The sequence below is a fragment of the Streptococcus sp. HMSC077D04 genome, assembly GCF_001808785.1.
GTDB lineage: Bacteria > Bacillota > Bacilli > Lactobacillales > Streptococcaceae > Streptococcus > Streptococcus mitis_BX.
The window spans coordinates 189,087-204,656 of record NZ_KV794536.1 but is presented as its reverse complement, the minus strand read 5'-3'; the positions used below and the strand labels follow the sequence as shown (position 1 = coordinate 204,656).

The 15,570-nt window shown below is 41.8% G+C and carries 16 protein-coding genes; all 16 read left to right on the top strand.

Features of this window, described 5'->3' with window-relative positions:
* Position 1: 1 nt before the first annotated feature.
* The 16 genes from HMPREF2701_RS05895 to rplB all read left to right on the top strand — a co-directional run bounded on the left by HMPREF2701_RS05895 (position 2) and on the right by rplB (position 15,530).
* Entirely contained in the window at positions 2-1,261 is a 1,260-nt protein-coding gene (locus tag HMPREF2701_RS05895) for a glycosyltransferase (RefSeq protein ID WP_061589627.1), read from the top strand.
* 13 nt (positions 1,262-1,274) lie between these two features.
* Entirely contained in the window at positions 1,275-2,255 is a 981-nt protein-coding gene (locus tag HMPREF2701_RS05890; protein ID WP_070482439.1) for an NAD-dependent epimerase/dehydratase family protein, read from the top strand.
* Positions 2,230-3,045, top strand: coding sequence for an MBL fold metallo-hydrolase (locus HMPREF2701_RS05885; protein ID WP_061589626.1), 816 nt, complete (start codon positions 2,230-2,232; stop codon positions 3,043-3,045). The genes HMPREF2701_RS05890 and HMPREF2701_RS05885 overlap by 26 nt, the downstream gene beginning before the upstream one ends.
* Positions 3,023-4,285, top strand: a complete 1,263-nt coding sequence (locus HMPREF2701_RS05880; protein WP_061589625.1) for a F390 synthetase-related protein — start codon at positions 3,023-3,025, stop codon at positions 4,283-4,285. Before HMPREF2701_RS05885 ends, HMPREF2701_RS05880 begins: the two co-directional genes overlap by 23 nt.
* 14 nt (positions 4,286-4,299) lie before the next feature.
* Positions 4,300-5,244: a 3-oxoacyl-[acyl-carrier-protein] synthase III C-terminal domain-containing protein gene (locus HMPREF2701_RS05875; RefSeq protein WP_070482436.1), complete on the top strand. Its 945-nt coding sequence runs from the start codon at positions 4,300-4,302 to the stop codon at positions 5,242-5,244.
* Positions 5,245-5,377: 133 nt separating this feature from the next.
* Positions 5,378-6,910 carry a cardiolipin synthase gene (cls, locus tag HMPREF2701_RS05870; RefSeq protein ID WP_070482434.1) on the top strand — a complete coding sequence of 511 codons (1,533 nt, stop codon included), beginning with the start codon at positions 5,378-5,380 and terminating at the stop codon, positions 6,908-6,910.
* A gap of 254 nt (positions 6,911-7,164) precedes the next feature.
* Complete coding sequence (locus HMPREF2701_RS05860; protein WP_070482432.1) at positions 7,165-8,718, top strand: damage-inducible protein CinA; 1,554 nt, start codon at positions 7,165-7,167, stop codon at positions 8,716-8,718.
* 119 nt (positions 8,719-8,837) lie between these two features.
* Positions 8,838-11,045 carry an anaerobic ribonucleoside-triphosphate reductase gene (gene nrdD / locus HMPREF2701_RS05855; protein ID WP_070482542.1) on the top strand — a complete coding sequence of 736 codons (2,208 nt, stop codon included), beginning with the start codon at positions 8,838-8,840 and terminating at the stop codon, positions 11,043-11,045.
* Between the two features lie 11 nt (positions 11,046-11,056).
* Positions 11,057-11,197 (top strand): hypothetical protein, encoded by a 141-nt coding sequence (locus HMPREF2701_RS05850; RefSeq protein ID WP_070482430.1) that lies wholly within the window; start codon positions 11,057-11,059, stop codon positions 11,195-11,197.
* A gap of 43 nt (positions 11,198-11,240) precedes the next feature.
* A complete protein-coding gene (locus HMPREF2701_RS05845; protein WP_070482428.1) occupies positions 11,241-11,747 on the top strand; it encodes a GNAT family N-acetyltransferase in 507 nt (168 codons plus the stop codon).
* Positions 11,740-12,330, top strand: a complete 591-nt coding sequence (gene nrdG, locus HMPREF2701_RS05840; RefSeq protein WP_070482426.1) for an anaerobic ribonucleoside-triphosphate reductase activating protein — start codon at positions 11,740-11,742, stop codon at positions 12,328-12,330. The genes HMPREF2701_RS05845 and nrdG overlap by 8 nt, the downstream gene beginning before the upstream one ends.
* Positions 12,331-12,583: 253 nt before the next feature.
* Positions 12,584-12,892 carry a 30S ribosomal protein S10 gene (rpsJ, locus tag HMPREF2701_RS05835; protein WP_070482424.1) on the top strand — a complete coding sequence of 103 codons (309 nt, stop codon included), beginning with the start codon at positions 12,584-12,586 and terminating at the stop codon, positions 12,890-12,892.
* 216 nt (positions 12,893-13,108) lie between these two features.
* Positions 13,109-13,735 carry a 50S ribosomal protein L3 gene (gene rplC / locus HMPREF2701_RS05830; protein ID WP_000160197.1) on the top strand — a complete coding sequence of 209 codons (627 nt, stop codon included), beginning with the start codon at positions 13,109-13,111 and terminating at the stop codon, positions 13,733-13,735.
* A gap of 24 nt (positions 13,736-13,759) precedes the next feature.
* Entirely contained in the window at positions 13,760-14,383 is a 624-nt protein-coding gene (rplD, locus tag HMPREF2701_RS05825) for a 50S ribosomal protein L4 (RefSeq protein ID WP_000024549.1), read from the top strand.
* Entirely contained in the window at positions 14,383-14,679 is a 297-nt protein-coding gene (locus tag HMPREF2701_RS05820) for a 50S ribosomal protein L23 (RefSeq protein ID WP_001055347.1), read from the top strand. Before rplD ends, HMPREF2701_RS05820 begins: the two co-directional genes overlap by 1 nt.
* A 17-nt stretch (positions 14,680-14,696) precedes the next feature.
* Entirely contained in the window at positions 14,697-15,530 is an 834-nt protein-coding gene (gene rplB, locus HMPREF2701_RS05815; protein ID WP_000512911.1) for a 50S ribosomal protein L2, read from the top strand.
* Positions 15,531-15,570: the final 40 nt, after the last annotated feature.

The window sequence follows — 15,570 nt, the reverse complement described above, 5'->3', positions numbered from 1 at the left end:
TATGAAGAGAATCAAAATCGACGTGGTAGTACTCCCTTTAAGTGGACATCTCTTCCCAGCCCTGAATTTACTCGCACCTTTGTTGAAGAATCCTTTGTATGATATTCGATTATTCACAGGACCGCAACGAAAAGCTGTCGCAGAGGAGATGGGATTCCAGGTACTTCCCATTTTAGAAAATTTTGTAGATGAGTTTGAGCGTGTAGCCAACAATGAAGGGCAACTAAATCTTATTTCTGCTTATCGGCAGTTGTCAGCTAGTCTGGATTTGATCAATATAGTGTCTGACCAACTAGTGCAAGAATGGGAGAAAAATCGACCAGATATTGTTATTGCGGATTTTATAACCCTCTCTGGAGGACTAGTGGCGGAACAGTTGGGAATTCCTTGGATAACAACCATGGCGACACAGTTTGCCATTGAAACGACAGATGGACCGCCTTGTTTCTTTGGAGGAATGGGCAGTCCAAAGAATCCTTTTCAGTCTGCCCAGCAATGGCTAGGAAGAAAAGGGACTCGTTTAGGAAAACGAATCGTAACCTTTTTATTGAGAGAACGCTTGAAACGTTACGATTTTAAGCTCTACAATCAAAAAAATCAGGAAACCATTTATTCACCCTATTCCATCTTGGGAATTGGGATGAAAGAGTTGGAGCTGAAAAGTGGTTTTCCAGAGCACTACCTTTGGGTGGGGCCTTTTGGCTCTTCAATCGAGAGAGCAGAGAATTATCCTCTCGATTTGTCTCCCTATGCAAGTTATAAAAAAGTCCTCGTATCCTGTGGAACTCAGCTAGCGTGGGCTAAAGATAACCTCCTCTACCAGACCCAACAATTGGCAAAAGCCCATCCTGACTGTTACTTTTTTGTGACTCTGGGGTTTGGTGGACAAGACTTCCAATGTGAGGAGCTCATGGACAATGTTTCTGTAGTATCCTATCTTCCCTATAAGGAATACATTCCCCAGATGGACTATGTGATTCATCACGGAGGTGCGGGTATTTTTTACCAATGTATTATCTATGGCAAGCCTGCCTTAATTCTCCCTCATGACTATGATCAGTATGACTATGCGGTTCGCGGGCTAGAGGCAGGGATTGCCCTGACTGCTAAACGAGAGGACACGGAAGCGATTGGACGCGCTTTTGATGAGCTATTGGCTAGAGATGGCTGGTCAGACTTGAACAAACTCAGTCGTGTAGCTCAAGACTATCAGCCAACAGAAATCCTCAAGAATGAAATATATCGACTCTTGGGGGGATAAGGAGAAATAAAACATGAAGAAAGTATTGGTAACAGGTGCTACGGGCTTTTTAGGTAAGTATGTTGTTGAAGAGCTCAGTCAGTATGGCTATCAGGTACGAGCTTTTGGACGTAATCGCAAGATTGGTCAGTCTTTAGAGAACTCCTCTGTGGCATTTTTCCAGGGAGATTTGACCAAGCAAGAGGATCTGACTCAGGCTTGTCAGGGTATGGACATGGTTGTGCATGCTGGAGCTCTTTCTACCGTCTGGGGACCTTGGGAAGATTTCTACCAGACAAATGTCTTAGGGACCAAGTATGTTCTGGATGCTTGTCGAGAGGATGGTATTCAGCGTTTGGTTTATGTGTCCTCGCCTAGCATATATGCTGCGCCTCGAGACCAGATAGCTATCAAAGAAAGCGATGCGCCTCAGGAAAATAATCTGAACAACTATATTCGTAGTAAACTAGCTTCGGAGAAGCTGTTTAAGGATTATCCTGATGTTCCGAGTATTATCTTACGACCTCGTGGGCTTTTTGGGATTGGGGATACCAGTATTTTACCTCGGGTTCTTAAACTCAGTCAGAAGATTGGTATTCCCTTGATAGGGGATGGCCGTCAGCTGATGGACATGACCTGTGTGGAAAATGTTGCTCTGGTCATTCGCTTGGCTCTAGAGGCTCCTCAAGCTAGTGGCGAAGTCTATAATATTACCAACGGGGAACCAAGAGCCTTTAAGGATCTGATAGAAGAAACCTTGAGAGGGCTTGGCTATTCGATAACATACAGAAAAGTGCCGGCTCCTCTTCTTTCAGTTATTGCAAGTAGTTTAGAGTTTCTGTATAATATCTTGAAACTTAAAGGTGAGCCGGCTCTAACACGCTATACCTATTACTTGCTGAGGTATAGCCAGACGCTGGACATCAGCAAGGCGGAGCGAGACTTGGGCTATCGCCCTCAAATCAGTATTTCGGAAGGGATTGAACAGTATGTCAAAGATTATAGAAAGCATTGATTATTTCCCAGCAGGATATTGCACGAGTTATACAGGTTTGCTATTTAAGGGAATCAAGAATAAAAAGATGACCTTTCCAGCCGGGGTTTTTCTTATCAAACATAGGGAGAAGGGATACCTCCTCTATGATACGGGCTACCATTACGATATTAAGACTCAGATTCGTTATGGTTTCTATCGTTTGGGAACACCTGTTCAAATGACGGAGAAGGACCAGATTTCATATTTGCTGAAAGCTAAGGGAATTAAACCAGAAGAAATTAATTATATCATCCTATCTCACCTGCATCCAGATCATTTGGGAGGGGCTAGCTTCTTCCCTCATGCAACTTTTATCTTGACTCAGGAAGTGTATGATGTTTACAAGAAACCGACACTGAAAGACTTGATTTTCAAGGAATTTTTGCCAGCTTCTTTTGAAAAAAATCTAATCATTATTAGAGCTGACCAGCAAGATTCAACCTTTCCCTATCGTCCGACTAGTGACCTTTTTGGAGATGGAAGTATTCTAGTAGCTTCTGTTGATGGGCATGCAAGGGGGCAAGCTTGTCTGTACCTTCCAGACTTTAATCTCCTCATCGCAGCAGATCTCTGTTGGGGAATTGACCTTTTGCCTTACACCAAGCAGATGCTCCTGATTCCTTCCTTGGTTCAGGACAATAAGGCAGACTATATCAAGGGGACAGAGTTTTTGGAGGAGGTCTTGAGAGATGGTATTGAAGTAGTTGTTAGCCATGACCCTGTAGAAAGGATAGAACGTATCATATATGAAAAAAGGAACCTTTCTTAAAACCTTTATCCAAACTCGCTGGCTTCATAACTTCAAATCTCGAGAAGCTGTAGAGAACTATCAGAAAAAGCAATTAGCTAACTATATGAACTTTTTAAAGCGAGAGTCGCCCTACTTTAAAAATGGGATTCCTAGTGACTTTGACCATATGGACAAGGCTTTTATGATGGAGCATTTCAACGAGCTCAACACCCAAGGAGTAGATCGGGATGAAGCCTTGGCCTTGGCTATTGAAAGTGAAAAGACTCGTGATTTCACTGAACTCAAAGGCGATGTGGCAGTCGGACTGTCTTCAGGGACATCTGGACATCGGGGGCTTTTTATCACAACGGAGAAAGAGCGAAGTATGTGGGCAGCAGCTATCTTAGCTAAGATGTTACCCAAGGGCCAGCTTTTTGGACACCGAATCGCCTTTTTCCTGAGAGCTGATAATGAACTCTATCAGACCATCAATACGGCACTTATTCGTTTGGAGTATTTTGATATTTTTAAACCTACAGATGTCCATATTGAGCGGCTGAATACCTACCAGCCGACGATTGTTGTGGCACCAGCCTCTATGTTGATTGAATTGAGCAAGCGTCTCAAGGCTGGAGAGTTAGCTATCCACCCACAAAAAATCGTTTCGGTGGCAGAAATCTTGGAAGATAATGATAGGGAACTCATCGCAGAAGCCTTTTCTCTATCCATTATTGACCAAGTTTATCAGGCAACCGAAGGTTTCCTAGCTTGCACTTGCTCAGCTGGAAATCTGCATCTCAACGAAGACATTATACTTGTGGAAAAGCAGTATCTGGATGACCGCCGTTTTTATCCAGTGATTACGGACTTTAAACGAAGTAGTCAGCCTGTTTATCGCTACCAGCTCAATGATATCTTGGTTGAAAATCCGAAGACTTGTCCGTGTGGCTCCTGCTATACACGAATTGACAAGGTCGAAGGACGCTCTGACGACATCTTCTATTTCGATGGACTGGATGGGGGACAGGTGACCATCTATCCAGACTTTATCAGACGTTGCATCCTCTTTGTGGAGAATATAGGAGATTACCAAGTCAAACAATATTCTGAGAAGTTAGTGGAAGTTTGTCTAAACCAACGAGATGAGAGCATGGAGACAGCTATTTTGGTACAGTTTCAACTCCTGGCCCAGCAAAAGCAGTTTATAGTTCCCGAAATTCAATTTTCAGATTATCACTGGGATACTAGCCATAAACTCAAACGAATCCAACGTTTATGAAAGGATAAAAGACAATGACAGAAGTAAAAAGACATGTAGAAATTGCAGGATATGGTGTTTGCCTTCCAAAGCATACCGTCCAATTCAAAGACCAGACGCGTTATCGTGTAGTTGAAAATGAAGAAACGCAGTTAGATTTAGCAGAGGCAGCCATTCAGAGAACACTCGAATATGCAAACTTAGATATTAAAGATATCGATTGCCTTGTATCAGCTAGTGCAGTTGGTGTTCAGCCTATTCCTTGTACGGCTGCCTTGATTCATGAGCGCGTGGCAAAAGGACTCTCAATCCCAGCTATGGATATCAATACGACCTGTACTAGCTTTATTTCTGCTCTATCGACTATGTCCCACTTGATCGAGGCAGGCGAATACAATCGTGTCTTAATTGTGTCTAGTGAGGTTGGTAGTTTAGGGCTCAATCCTAAGCAAAAAGAAAGTTTTGAACTCTTTAGTGATGGGGCGGCAGCCTTTATTTTCCAAAAAAGCCATCAGGAAAAAGGGGTCATTGCTAGTCTCCAACGTACTTGGTCAGAAGGAGCACACGATACGGAGATTCGTGGAGGTCTGACTTCTTTTCAACCAAAAGAGTACTCTGAAGCGACTAAGACCAACTATATGTTTGATATGAAAGGTAAGAAAATTCTCCTCTTATCTGCTCGTAAAATTCCAGTCATGTTTGAAGAGTTTCAAGAAAAAACGCAGCTAGCATTGTCAGATGTGGACTATATTATTCCCCATCAAGCAAGTCGTGCCCTTCCTTTAGTTATGGAAAAACTAGGTGTTGCGGAGGAACAATATCTCAATCTCGTCACTGACTATGGAAATATGGTATCAGTCTCTGTACCGTTTGGCTTGGCTTATTCATTAGATAAAGGGCTTGTCAAGGAGGGAGATGTCATTTATCTTATGGGAACTGCAGCTGGTATGACGGTCAATATGTTGGCCCTCAAACTGTAATACGCATATGAGAGCATAATGGTTGAAACTTTAGCAAGAGTAAATTGTTGCCATCTAGCTATGAACTGATGTATACTAGTGGAAACATCTATTAATTAGGTGGTTAGGGGGAAGGTTAAAAGAAAGGGGATGTATGAAATATAGAAAATTTCAATTATTGATGTCCAAGTATGGCTTTAGTCTTTCGATTATGTTGCTTGAACTGTGTCTTGTTTTTGGTCTCTTTCTTTATTTAGGGCGGATGGCTCCTATTCTATGGGTTATTCTCTTAATCTTTATGAGTATGGCGACTATCGTAGCGATTGTCAATCGTTCCATGGCGCCTGAAAGCAAGGTAATGTGGTTAGTGGTGACCTTTGTTCCTGTTATTGGCCCCCTGCTCTATCTGATGTTTGGTGAAAGGCGATTGTCCAAAAAAGAAATCAAGCAGTTGGACAAACTTGGCTCCATGCATTTTCGGGAGGATAACAGTAAAGCTCTCCGCCAGAAATTGAAGGAAGATGATAAGGCGGCTTACGGAGTTATCAAATCTTTGCTAAGTATGGATAGCAATGCCGATGTCTATGATCGAACAGATTCACAATTCTTTTCTTCGGGTGAAAGCATGTGGCAACATATGTTGGAAGACCTCAAGAAAGCTGAGAAATTTATCTTTCTAGAGTACTATATTGTCGAAGAAGGTCTGATGTGGAATAGCATACTAGATATACTAGAGCAAAAGGCAGCTCAGGGTGTAGAGGTCAAGATGCTCTATGATGATATCGGTTGTATGGCGACTTTACCTGGAGACTATACTGTTCAGCTTCGTAGTCGAGGAATTGAAGCTCATAAGTTTAACAAGGTGATTCCTCGTTTGACGGTAGCTTATAATAATCGAGACCATCGTAAAATCCTTGTTATAGATGGTCAGGTAGCTTATACAGGAGGCATTAACTTAGCCGATGAGTATATCAACCATGTAGAACGCTTTGGCTATTGGAAGGATAGTGGGATTCGCATAGATGGCCCTGGTGTCAAGGCTCTAACCCGTCTCTTTTTGATGACTTGGTACATCAATCGTGGGGAAATCAGTGATTTTGACCAGTATCACTTGGAAAACCAGCCTCGTTCTAGCCAAGGGCTCTGTATTCCCTATGGTAGTGGTCCCAAGCCCATCTTCAGTACTCAGGTAGGGAAAAAAGTCTATCAAAGTTTGATTAATCAGGCTACTGACTCAGTCTATATCACAACACCCTATTTGATTATTGACTATGATTTAACTGAGAGTATTAAAAACGCGGCCATGAGGGGTGTTGATGTTCGCATCGTGACTCCTTTCATTCCAGATAAAAAATTAATCCAACTCATTACAAGAGGGGCCTATCCGGATTTGTTGTCAGCAGGAGTAAGGGTTTTTGAGTATAGTCTAGGCTTCATCCACAGTAAACAAATCTTAGTGGATAAGGACTTTGCTGCAGTTGGAACGATTAATTTAGATTATAGAAGTTTGCTTCATCACTATGAAGATGCAGTTTTGCTATATAAAACGGCATCAATCACAGAGATTCAAAAAGACTTTCAGGAGATTTTTTCGGTATCGCAAGAAATTTTCCCTCATACGATAAAAAATAGCTGGTATCAGAAATTAATTAAGGAAATTGCCCAGTTATTCGCCCCTATCTTATAAGAAATCTAGGACTTAGGATACAACCCAGTCCTATTTTTCTTGCCTTTTACGAATAAGAAGATATAGGAGGAATGATGCTGACTCAGAAAGAATTGGATTATATCATGTCATTTAAACAGACGAATTTACATCGATTTCGGGAAATTGAAACCTTTGTGAAACTATGCAAAAAATCACTCAAACAGCCATCGCAAGCTGACAATTTTAGGTCTTTTTGATATACTAAGACAGATAAATTGAATAGGAGAAACGATATGGCTGTATATGGCAGAATAGAAGAAGTATCCGAAACGATACAGAGGAATGAAATTGAAAATAGACTGGATAGGAAGCTTGAATCTCATGTAGAAAAAGAAGAACAGGTAGCTTTTCCGTTTTTTAGACTCATCATTGGAAGTACGATTGCAACGGTTTTTTCTGTGGTGATACCTTTACTTTTAGATATGGTAAGTCCTTCTCAGGCTCAGGATTTGTATATAGGGTGGGCTTTACATCAAGGAGGACAGCTCTACAGTAGCTATTATGCTGGTCAAGGTCTACTTTATTATTTACTACTTTACATCACCCAAGGAGGCATTCTTTTTGCCTTGGTAGAATGGTTGGCTCTCTTAGGAGGAGGTTGTTTCCTCTTTTCTTCGACAGAGTATTTGACGGGACAAAGGGAACAAGCCAAGCAACTCCTAACCATATTTTATATCTTGGTGTCTGGTCTTGGTTTTGGAGGAGGTTATGCTACTATCTTAGCTCTGCCATTCCTGTTTGCAGGATTTTCATTTATAGCAGCTTATCTATCAAATCCTAATCATGACAAGGGATTTCTACGTCTGGGGATTTTTTTTGCCCTATCATTTTTCATAGAGCCTCTTACAAGTCTTCTTTTTACTGCAGTAGTGACGATTGGTTTATTTGTCTTTAATGTTGGGCATGGTCGCCTTGCTCATGGAGTTTATCAGTTTTTTGCAGCAGCACTTGGCTTTTCTCTCATCTTTTACCCAGTAGGGTATTATGTTCTTGCTTCAGGTGGTTTTGGAGAAGCTCTAGGAAGTCTTTTATATCCGATTGATTCCCTCCAGATCTTTACCAATCCTCAACTAATGGATAATGTTGTATTCTATGGTTTGTTGACCTTTGGTTTAGGAGCTCTCTTCCTTGTTTTTCTAGGATTGTTCCAATCAAAGGCATCAAGATTATATGTTATTTCCGTACCAGTTAGTTTTGCTTTCATATTTGTATTAGCCTTGTTGCTTTTTTCTCAAGAACCTCTTCACGGTTCGCGTTTGATTCTACTCCTTCCATTTTTACTCCTTCTTTTGATGACCAGTATTCGTGGGAAACATTCAGCTAGGGGAGCTCGTCGTCTGAGAAGAGAAGATGTTCCTACTCTATGGAAAAAATTCATGAAGGGAAATCTCTACCTACCGATCCTAGTGGTGGTTTATCTGATTGCTATTCCTTTTGTAGCTCGTTTTGTCTTGCATCCAGCTTCTTATAGGGAACAACATCAAGTAGTAGACAGAGTCAAACAAGAGACGAGTGAGGGAGACCAAATCTATATCTGGGATTCACATGTTCAGATGTATAAGGAAAGCCAGCGTTTGGCTGGATCCATGTTCACATCCCCTCTTCTTTACACGAATACAGAAGAAAATAAAGCCGGCTTGATTCATGACTTGAAAGAAAATCAACCTAAGTTGGTTGTGGTGAACGACAAGGTGGCGCTCTGGTCTGAAGTGGAAACACTCTTGAAAGAAAATTACCAACAAGTAAAGACTGATTACTCAGAGTTTAAAGTCTATAAAATCAAATAACAAAATCAATATCTTGTGGATTTTTAAAAAAATTAGGTTTTTTACCACAAGATATTGATTTTTCTTTTTAGAGTGGTATAATACTTTTTAGAAAGAACATTTTAGAAAAGAGCATGCATATGATTGCACTAGAAGAAAAAATTACAATTTTGCCAACTCTCTTCGTTGAAAAACGAGATGGGAGACGTGTTGTATTTGATGTGGACAAGATTGACAAGGCTCTCCACAAGGCGGCAGACAAGGTTATGGATGTGACACCCTTAGTCGAAAAGCGCCTAAATGCTCTGACCGAGCGAATTGTCACAGAAATTCATAGTCGCTTTCCACAGGGGGTTAAGATTTACGAAATTCAAAATATCGTAGAACATGAACTGCTTGAAGCCAAAGAATATGCATTGGCTGAGGAGTATATTACTTATCGTACACAGAGAGATTTTGAGCGCTCAAAAGCGACAGATATTAACTTTAGTATCCATAAGCTGCTCAATAAAGATCAAGCAGTTGTCAATGAAAATGCCAATAAAGACAGCGATGTCTTCAACACCCAGCGTGATTTGACAGCAGGGATTGTTGGGAAGTCAATCGGGCTACAAATGCTCCCTAAGCACGTAGCCAATGCCCACCAAAAAGGCGATATCCACTATCATGACTTGGACTACAGCCCCTATACCCCTATGACCAACTGCTGTTTGATTGATTTTAAAGGGATGTTGGAAAATGGTTTTAAGATTGGGAATGCAGAAGTAGAGAGTCCCAAGTCTATCCAGACTGCGACAGCTCAGATTTCCCAAATTATCGCCAACGTTGCTTCTAGCCAGTACGGTGGCTGTTCAGCTGACCGTATTGATGAAGTTTTGGCGCCTTACGCAGAGAAGAATTATCAAAAACATCTCAAAGATGCAGAAGAGTGGGTCTTGCCTGAAAAACGGGAAGATTATGCCTGGAAGAAAACGCAAAAAGACATCTATGATGCCATGCAATCTCTTGAGTATGAAATCAATACTCTCTTCACTTCAAATGGCCAAACACCCTTTACTTCACTAGGTTTTGGTCTAGGAACTAGTCGTTTTGAGCGTGAAATTCAAAAAGCTATCTTGACCATTCGGATCAAGGGGCTTGGTTCAGAACACCGCACAGCTATCTTCCCTAAACTTATCTTTACGCTTAAAAGAGGCCTTAACTTGGAGGAAGGGACTCCAAACTATGACATCAAACAGTTGGCTCTAGAGTGCGCAACCAAGCGAATGTATCCAGACGTCTTGTCCTATGATAAGATTGTTGATTTGACAGGTTCTTTCAAGGTTCCTATGGGTTGTCGTTCTTTCCTTCAAGGATGGAAAGACGAGAATGGCGTAGAAGTCAATTCAGGTCGCATGAATCTGGGTGTTGTGACGGTCAACCTTCCTCGCATCGCTCTCGAGTCTGAGGGCGACATGAATAAGTTCTGGGAAATCTTCAACGAGCGTATGAATATCGCAGAAGATGCTCTGGTTTACCGTGTCGAACGGACCAAGGAAGCGACACCAGTCAATGCTCCTATCCTTTATCAGTATGGTGCTTTTGGCCATCGTCTAGGTAAAGAAGAAAGTGTTGACCAGCTCTTTAAGAATCGTCGTGCAACCGTTTCGTTGGGTTACATCGGTTTGTACGAGGTAGCGACAGTCTTCTTTGGAAATAGCTGGGAAAGTAATCCAGATGCTAAGGAATTCACGCTAGACATCATTCACGATATGAAACGCCGTGTAGAAGAGTGGTCTGATCAATATGGTTACCATTTCTCAATTTATTCAACACCATCTGAAAGTCTGACAGACCGTTTCTGCCGACTAGATACAGAGAAGTTTGGCTCTATTCCTGATATCACAGACAAGGAATACTACACCAACTCTTTCCACTACGATGTTCGTAAAAATCCAACACCGTTTGAAAAATTAGACTTTGAGAAAGTTTATCCAGAAGCAGGTGCGTCAGGTGGTTTCATCCATTATTGTGAGTATCCAGTCCTTCAACAAAATCCTAAGGCCCTGGAAGCTGTCTGGGACTATGCTTATGACCGAGTTGGCTATCTAGGAACCAATACTCCGATTGACCGTTGCTACAAGTGTGACTTTGAAGGGGATTTTGAACCAACTGAAAGAGGATTTGCTTGTCCAAACTGTGGCAATAGCGACCCTAAAACAGTAGACGTTGTTAAACGGACTTGTGGCTATCTTGGCAATCCTCAAGCAAGACCTATGGTCAATGGCCGTCACAAGGAAATCGCTGCGCGTGTTAAACACATGAATGGTTCAACGATTAAAATAGCTGGCCATCAAGTAACAAATTAGAAAGAAATGAAATGGGAAAATATCAATTAGACGATAAGGGGCGTGCACAAGTGACCCGTTATCACGAGAAACATTCTAAAGGTGGAGCTGGTAAGAAAGAACGTTTGCTCAGCCTCAGAGAACAATTTTTAAACAAGAACAAGCAAAAATAAAAGTGAGAGTCAGCTCTCGCTTTTCTCATAGTGGGAGGTAAGGATGGAACTACGTAGACCAAGACTAGCAGATAAGAAAGCTATTATAGACATGATGGAGGAATTTGAAAAATATCAGTCGCCTCACGATGGGGGCTTTTGGGATACAGAGAACTTTGTGTATGAAGAGTGGTTGGAAACAAATATGCAAAAAGAGATGGGAATAAACTTGCCTGAAAATCGTGTTCCTTCTATTCAATTTGTATCATTTGATGATGTAGGTCGTGCTCTAGGATTTTTGAATCTGCGATTGAGACTGAATGAGGGGTTATTGAATTATGCTGGCCACATTGGCTACTCCATTCGTCCATCAGAAAGAGGCAAAGGTTATGCTAAAGAGACTCTCCGTCATGGCTTGCAAGTTGCTAAGGAAAAGAACATCAAGAGAACGCTTGTGACCTGTAGCGTGAATAATCCTGCTAGCAGAGCAGTCATTTTAGCAAATGGTGGGCTTCTTGAGGATGTTCGTAATGGAGTCGAGCGTTATTGGATAGAGGTAGCGAATGAATAATCCAAAACCACAAGAATGGAAAAGCGAAGAACTCAGTCAAGGGCGGATTATTGATTACAAGGCCTTCAACTTTGTAGATGGAGAGGGTGTGCGTAACTCCCTCTATGTATCAGGTTGCATGTTTCACTGCGAGGGGTGTTATAATGTAGCGACCTGGTCCTTCAATGCTGGCATTCCCTATACAGCAGAATTAGAAGAACAGATCATGGCTGATCTCGCTCAACCTTATGTTCAAGGCTTGACCTTGCTGGGAGGGGAGCCCTTTCTCAATACGGGTATTCTTTTGCCACTCGTTAAGCGCATTCGGAAGGAAGTGCCAGATAAAGACATCTGGTCCTGGACGGGCTATACTTGGGAAGAAATGATGTTGGAAACTCCAGATAAACTGGAACTATTGTCGCTAATTGACATCCTTGTCGATGGACGGTATGACCGAACTAAGAGAAATTTCATGCTTCAGTTTCGAGGTTCGTCCAACCAACGAATTATCGATGTGCAAAAATCTCTCAAAAGTGGGCAAGTAGTGATTTGGGATAAGCTTAATGACGGAAAAGAAAGCTATGAACAGGTGAAGAGAGAGTAACTTTCTTCCATAAAATACTTAAATAAATGACCCGCCAAAAAAGAAAACATTTTCATGTTAAAAATTTTAAAAAACAGCAACAAATCCCTTGCAATCGCAGGGGCTTTGTGTTATTCTATTATGGTGCTGTAAATTACAGCCTTAGCTTTGATGCAAGAGGTTGCGACACGCTCGGTTGCATTGCCACGCAACACCGCGTCGGTTTTCTTGTGGAGCTAGCCTATTATCTTAAATAGACGAAAAGGAGAAAAAGATGGCAAACAAAAAAATCCGTATCCGTTTGAAAGCTTACGAACACCGTACGCTTGACACAGCGGCTGCAAAAATCGTAGAATCAGCTACTCGTACAGGTGCACAAGTTGCGGGTCCAATCCCACTTCCAACTGAACGTAGCCTCTACACAATCATTCGTGCGACTCACAAATACAAAGACTCTCGCGAACAATTTGAAATGCGTACACACAAACGTTTGATTGATATCGTTAACCCAACTCAAAAAACAGTTGATGCGTTGATGAAATTGGATCTTCCAAGTGGTGTGCACGTAGAAATCAAACTTTAATCTAAAATATAAAAGAGCAGAGGCTGGTGTTTCAATCTAATTGAACACGGGCTAAACTCGGTGTGAAAAAGATAAACTTCCTAGTGTCTGCTAGACACTGCGTCAGTTTCCTATTTTCACTTTGAGTTTGACGCCCTTTGTATCTTAGACTTGAGCATAAAAAACGCTCGTTAAAAACTTTTTGAATAAAAAATATAGAAAAGGAACTATTTTCTCATGACAAAAGGAATCTTAGGGAAAAAAGTGGGAATGACTCAAATCTTCACTGAAGCTGGCGAATTGATCCCTGTAACAGTTATTGAAGCAACTCCAAACGTTGTTCTTCAAGTTAAAACTGTTGAAACAGACGGATACAACGCTATCCAAGTTGGTTTCGATGACAAACGCGAAGTATTGAGCAACAAACCTGCTAAAGGACATGTAGCGAAAGCTAACACGGCTCCTAAGCGCTTCATTCGTGAATTCAAAAACGTTGAAGGCTTGGAAGTTGGTGCTGAAATTACAGTTGAAACATTCGCAGCTGGGGACGTTGTTGACGTAACTGGTACTTCTAAAGGTAAAGGTTTCCAAGGTGTTATCAAGCGCCACGGACAATCACGTGGACCAATGGCTCACGGTTCTCGTTACCACCGTCGTCCAGGTTCTATGGGACCTGTTGCACCTAACCGTGTGTTCAAAGGTAAAAACCTTGCAGGACGTATGGGTGGCGACCGCGTAACAATTCAAAACCTTGAAGTTGTACAAGTTGTTCCAGAAAAGAACGTTATCCTTATCAAAGGTAACGTACCAGGTGCTAAGAAATCTCTTATCACTATCAAGTCAGCAGTTAAAGCTGGTAAATAATAAGGAAAGGGGAATACAGTCAAAATGGCAAATGTAACATTATTCGACCAAACTGGTAAACAAGCGGGCGAAGTTGTTCTTAACGATGCAATCTTTGGTATCGAACCAAACCAATCTGTTGTGTTTGATGTGATCATCAGCCAACGTGCTAGCCTTCGTCAAGGAACTCACGCAGTTAAAAACCGCTCAGCTGTTTCAGGTGGCGGACGCAAACCATGGCGTCAAAAAGGAACTGGACGTGCTCGTCAAGGTTCTATCCGCTCTCCACAATGGCGTGGTGGTGGAATCGTCTTCGGACCAACTCCACGTAGCTATGCGTACAAACTTCCTCAAAAAGTTCGTCGCCTTGCACTTAAATCTGTTTACTCAGAAAAAGTTGCTGAAAATAAATTTGTAGCCGTTGATTCTCTTGAATTTACAGCTCCAAAAACTGCTGAATTTGCAAAAGTTCTTGCAGCTTTGAGCATCGATTCTAAAGTCCTTGTTATTCTTGAAGAAGGAAACGAATTCGCAGCTCTCTCAGCTCGTAACCTTCCAAACGTGAAAGTTGCGACTGCTACAACTGCAAGTGTTCTTGACATCGCAAATAGTGACAAACTTCTTGTTACTCAAGCAGCTATCTCTAAAATCGAGGAGGTTCTTGCATAATGAATTTGTATGATGTTATCAAAAAACCTGTCATCACTGAAAGCTCAATGGCTCAACTTGAAGCAGGAAAATATGTATTTGAAGTTGACACTCGTGCACACAAACTTTTGATCAAGCAAGCTGTTGAAGCTGCTTTCGAAGGTGTTAAAGTTGCTAATGTTAACACAATCAACGTAAAACCAAAAGCTAAACGTGTTGGACGTTACACTGGTTTTACTAACAAAACTAAAAAAGCTATCATCACACTTACAGCTGATTCTAAAGCAATCGAGTTGTTTGCTGCTGAAGCTGAATAATCTAAGGAGGAAATATCGTGGGAATTCGTGTTTATAAACCAACAACAAACGGTCGCCGTAATATGACTTCTTTGGATTTCGCTGAAATCACAACAAGCACTCCTGAAAAATCATTGCTTGTTGCATTGAAGAGCAAGGCTGGTCGTAACAACAACGGTCGTATCACAGTTCGTCACCAAGGTGGTGGACACAAACGTTTCTACCGTTTGGTTGACTTCAAACGTAACAAAGACAACGTTGAAGCAGTTGTTAAAACAATCGAGTACGATCCAAACCGTTCTGCAAACATCGCTCTTGTACACTACACTGACGGTGTGAAAGCATACATCATCGCTCCAAAAGGTCTTGAAGTAGGTCAACGTATCGTTTCAGGTCCAGAAGCAGATATCAAAGTCGGAAACGCTCTTCCACTTGCTAACATCCCAGTTGGTACTTTGATCCACAACATCGAGTTGAAACCTGGTCGTGGTGGTGAATTGGTACGTGCTGCTGGTGCATCTGCTCAAGTATTGGGTTCTGAAGGTAAATACGTTCTTGTTCGTCTTCAATCAGGTGAAGTTCGTATGATTCTTGGAACTTGCCGTGCTACAGTTGGTGTTGTCGGAAACGAACAACACGGACTTGTAAACCTTGGTAAAGCAGGACGTAGCCGTTGGAAAGGTATCCGCCCAACAGTTCGTGGTTCTGTAATGAACCCTAACGATCACCCACACGGTGGTGGTGAAGGTAAAGCACCAGTTGGTCGTAAAGCACCATCTACTCCATGGGGCAAACCTGCTCTTGGTCTTAAAACTCGTAACAAGAAAGCGAAATCTGACAAACTTATCGTTCGTCGTCGCAACGAGAAATAATATTAAACTAGTCGCTTAAGCAACTAGTAAATCCGCCAGC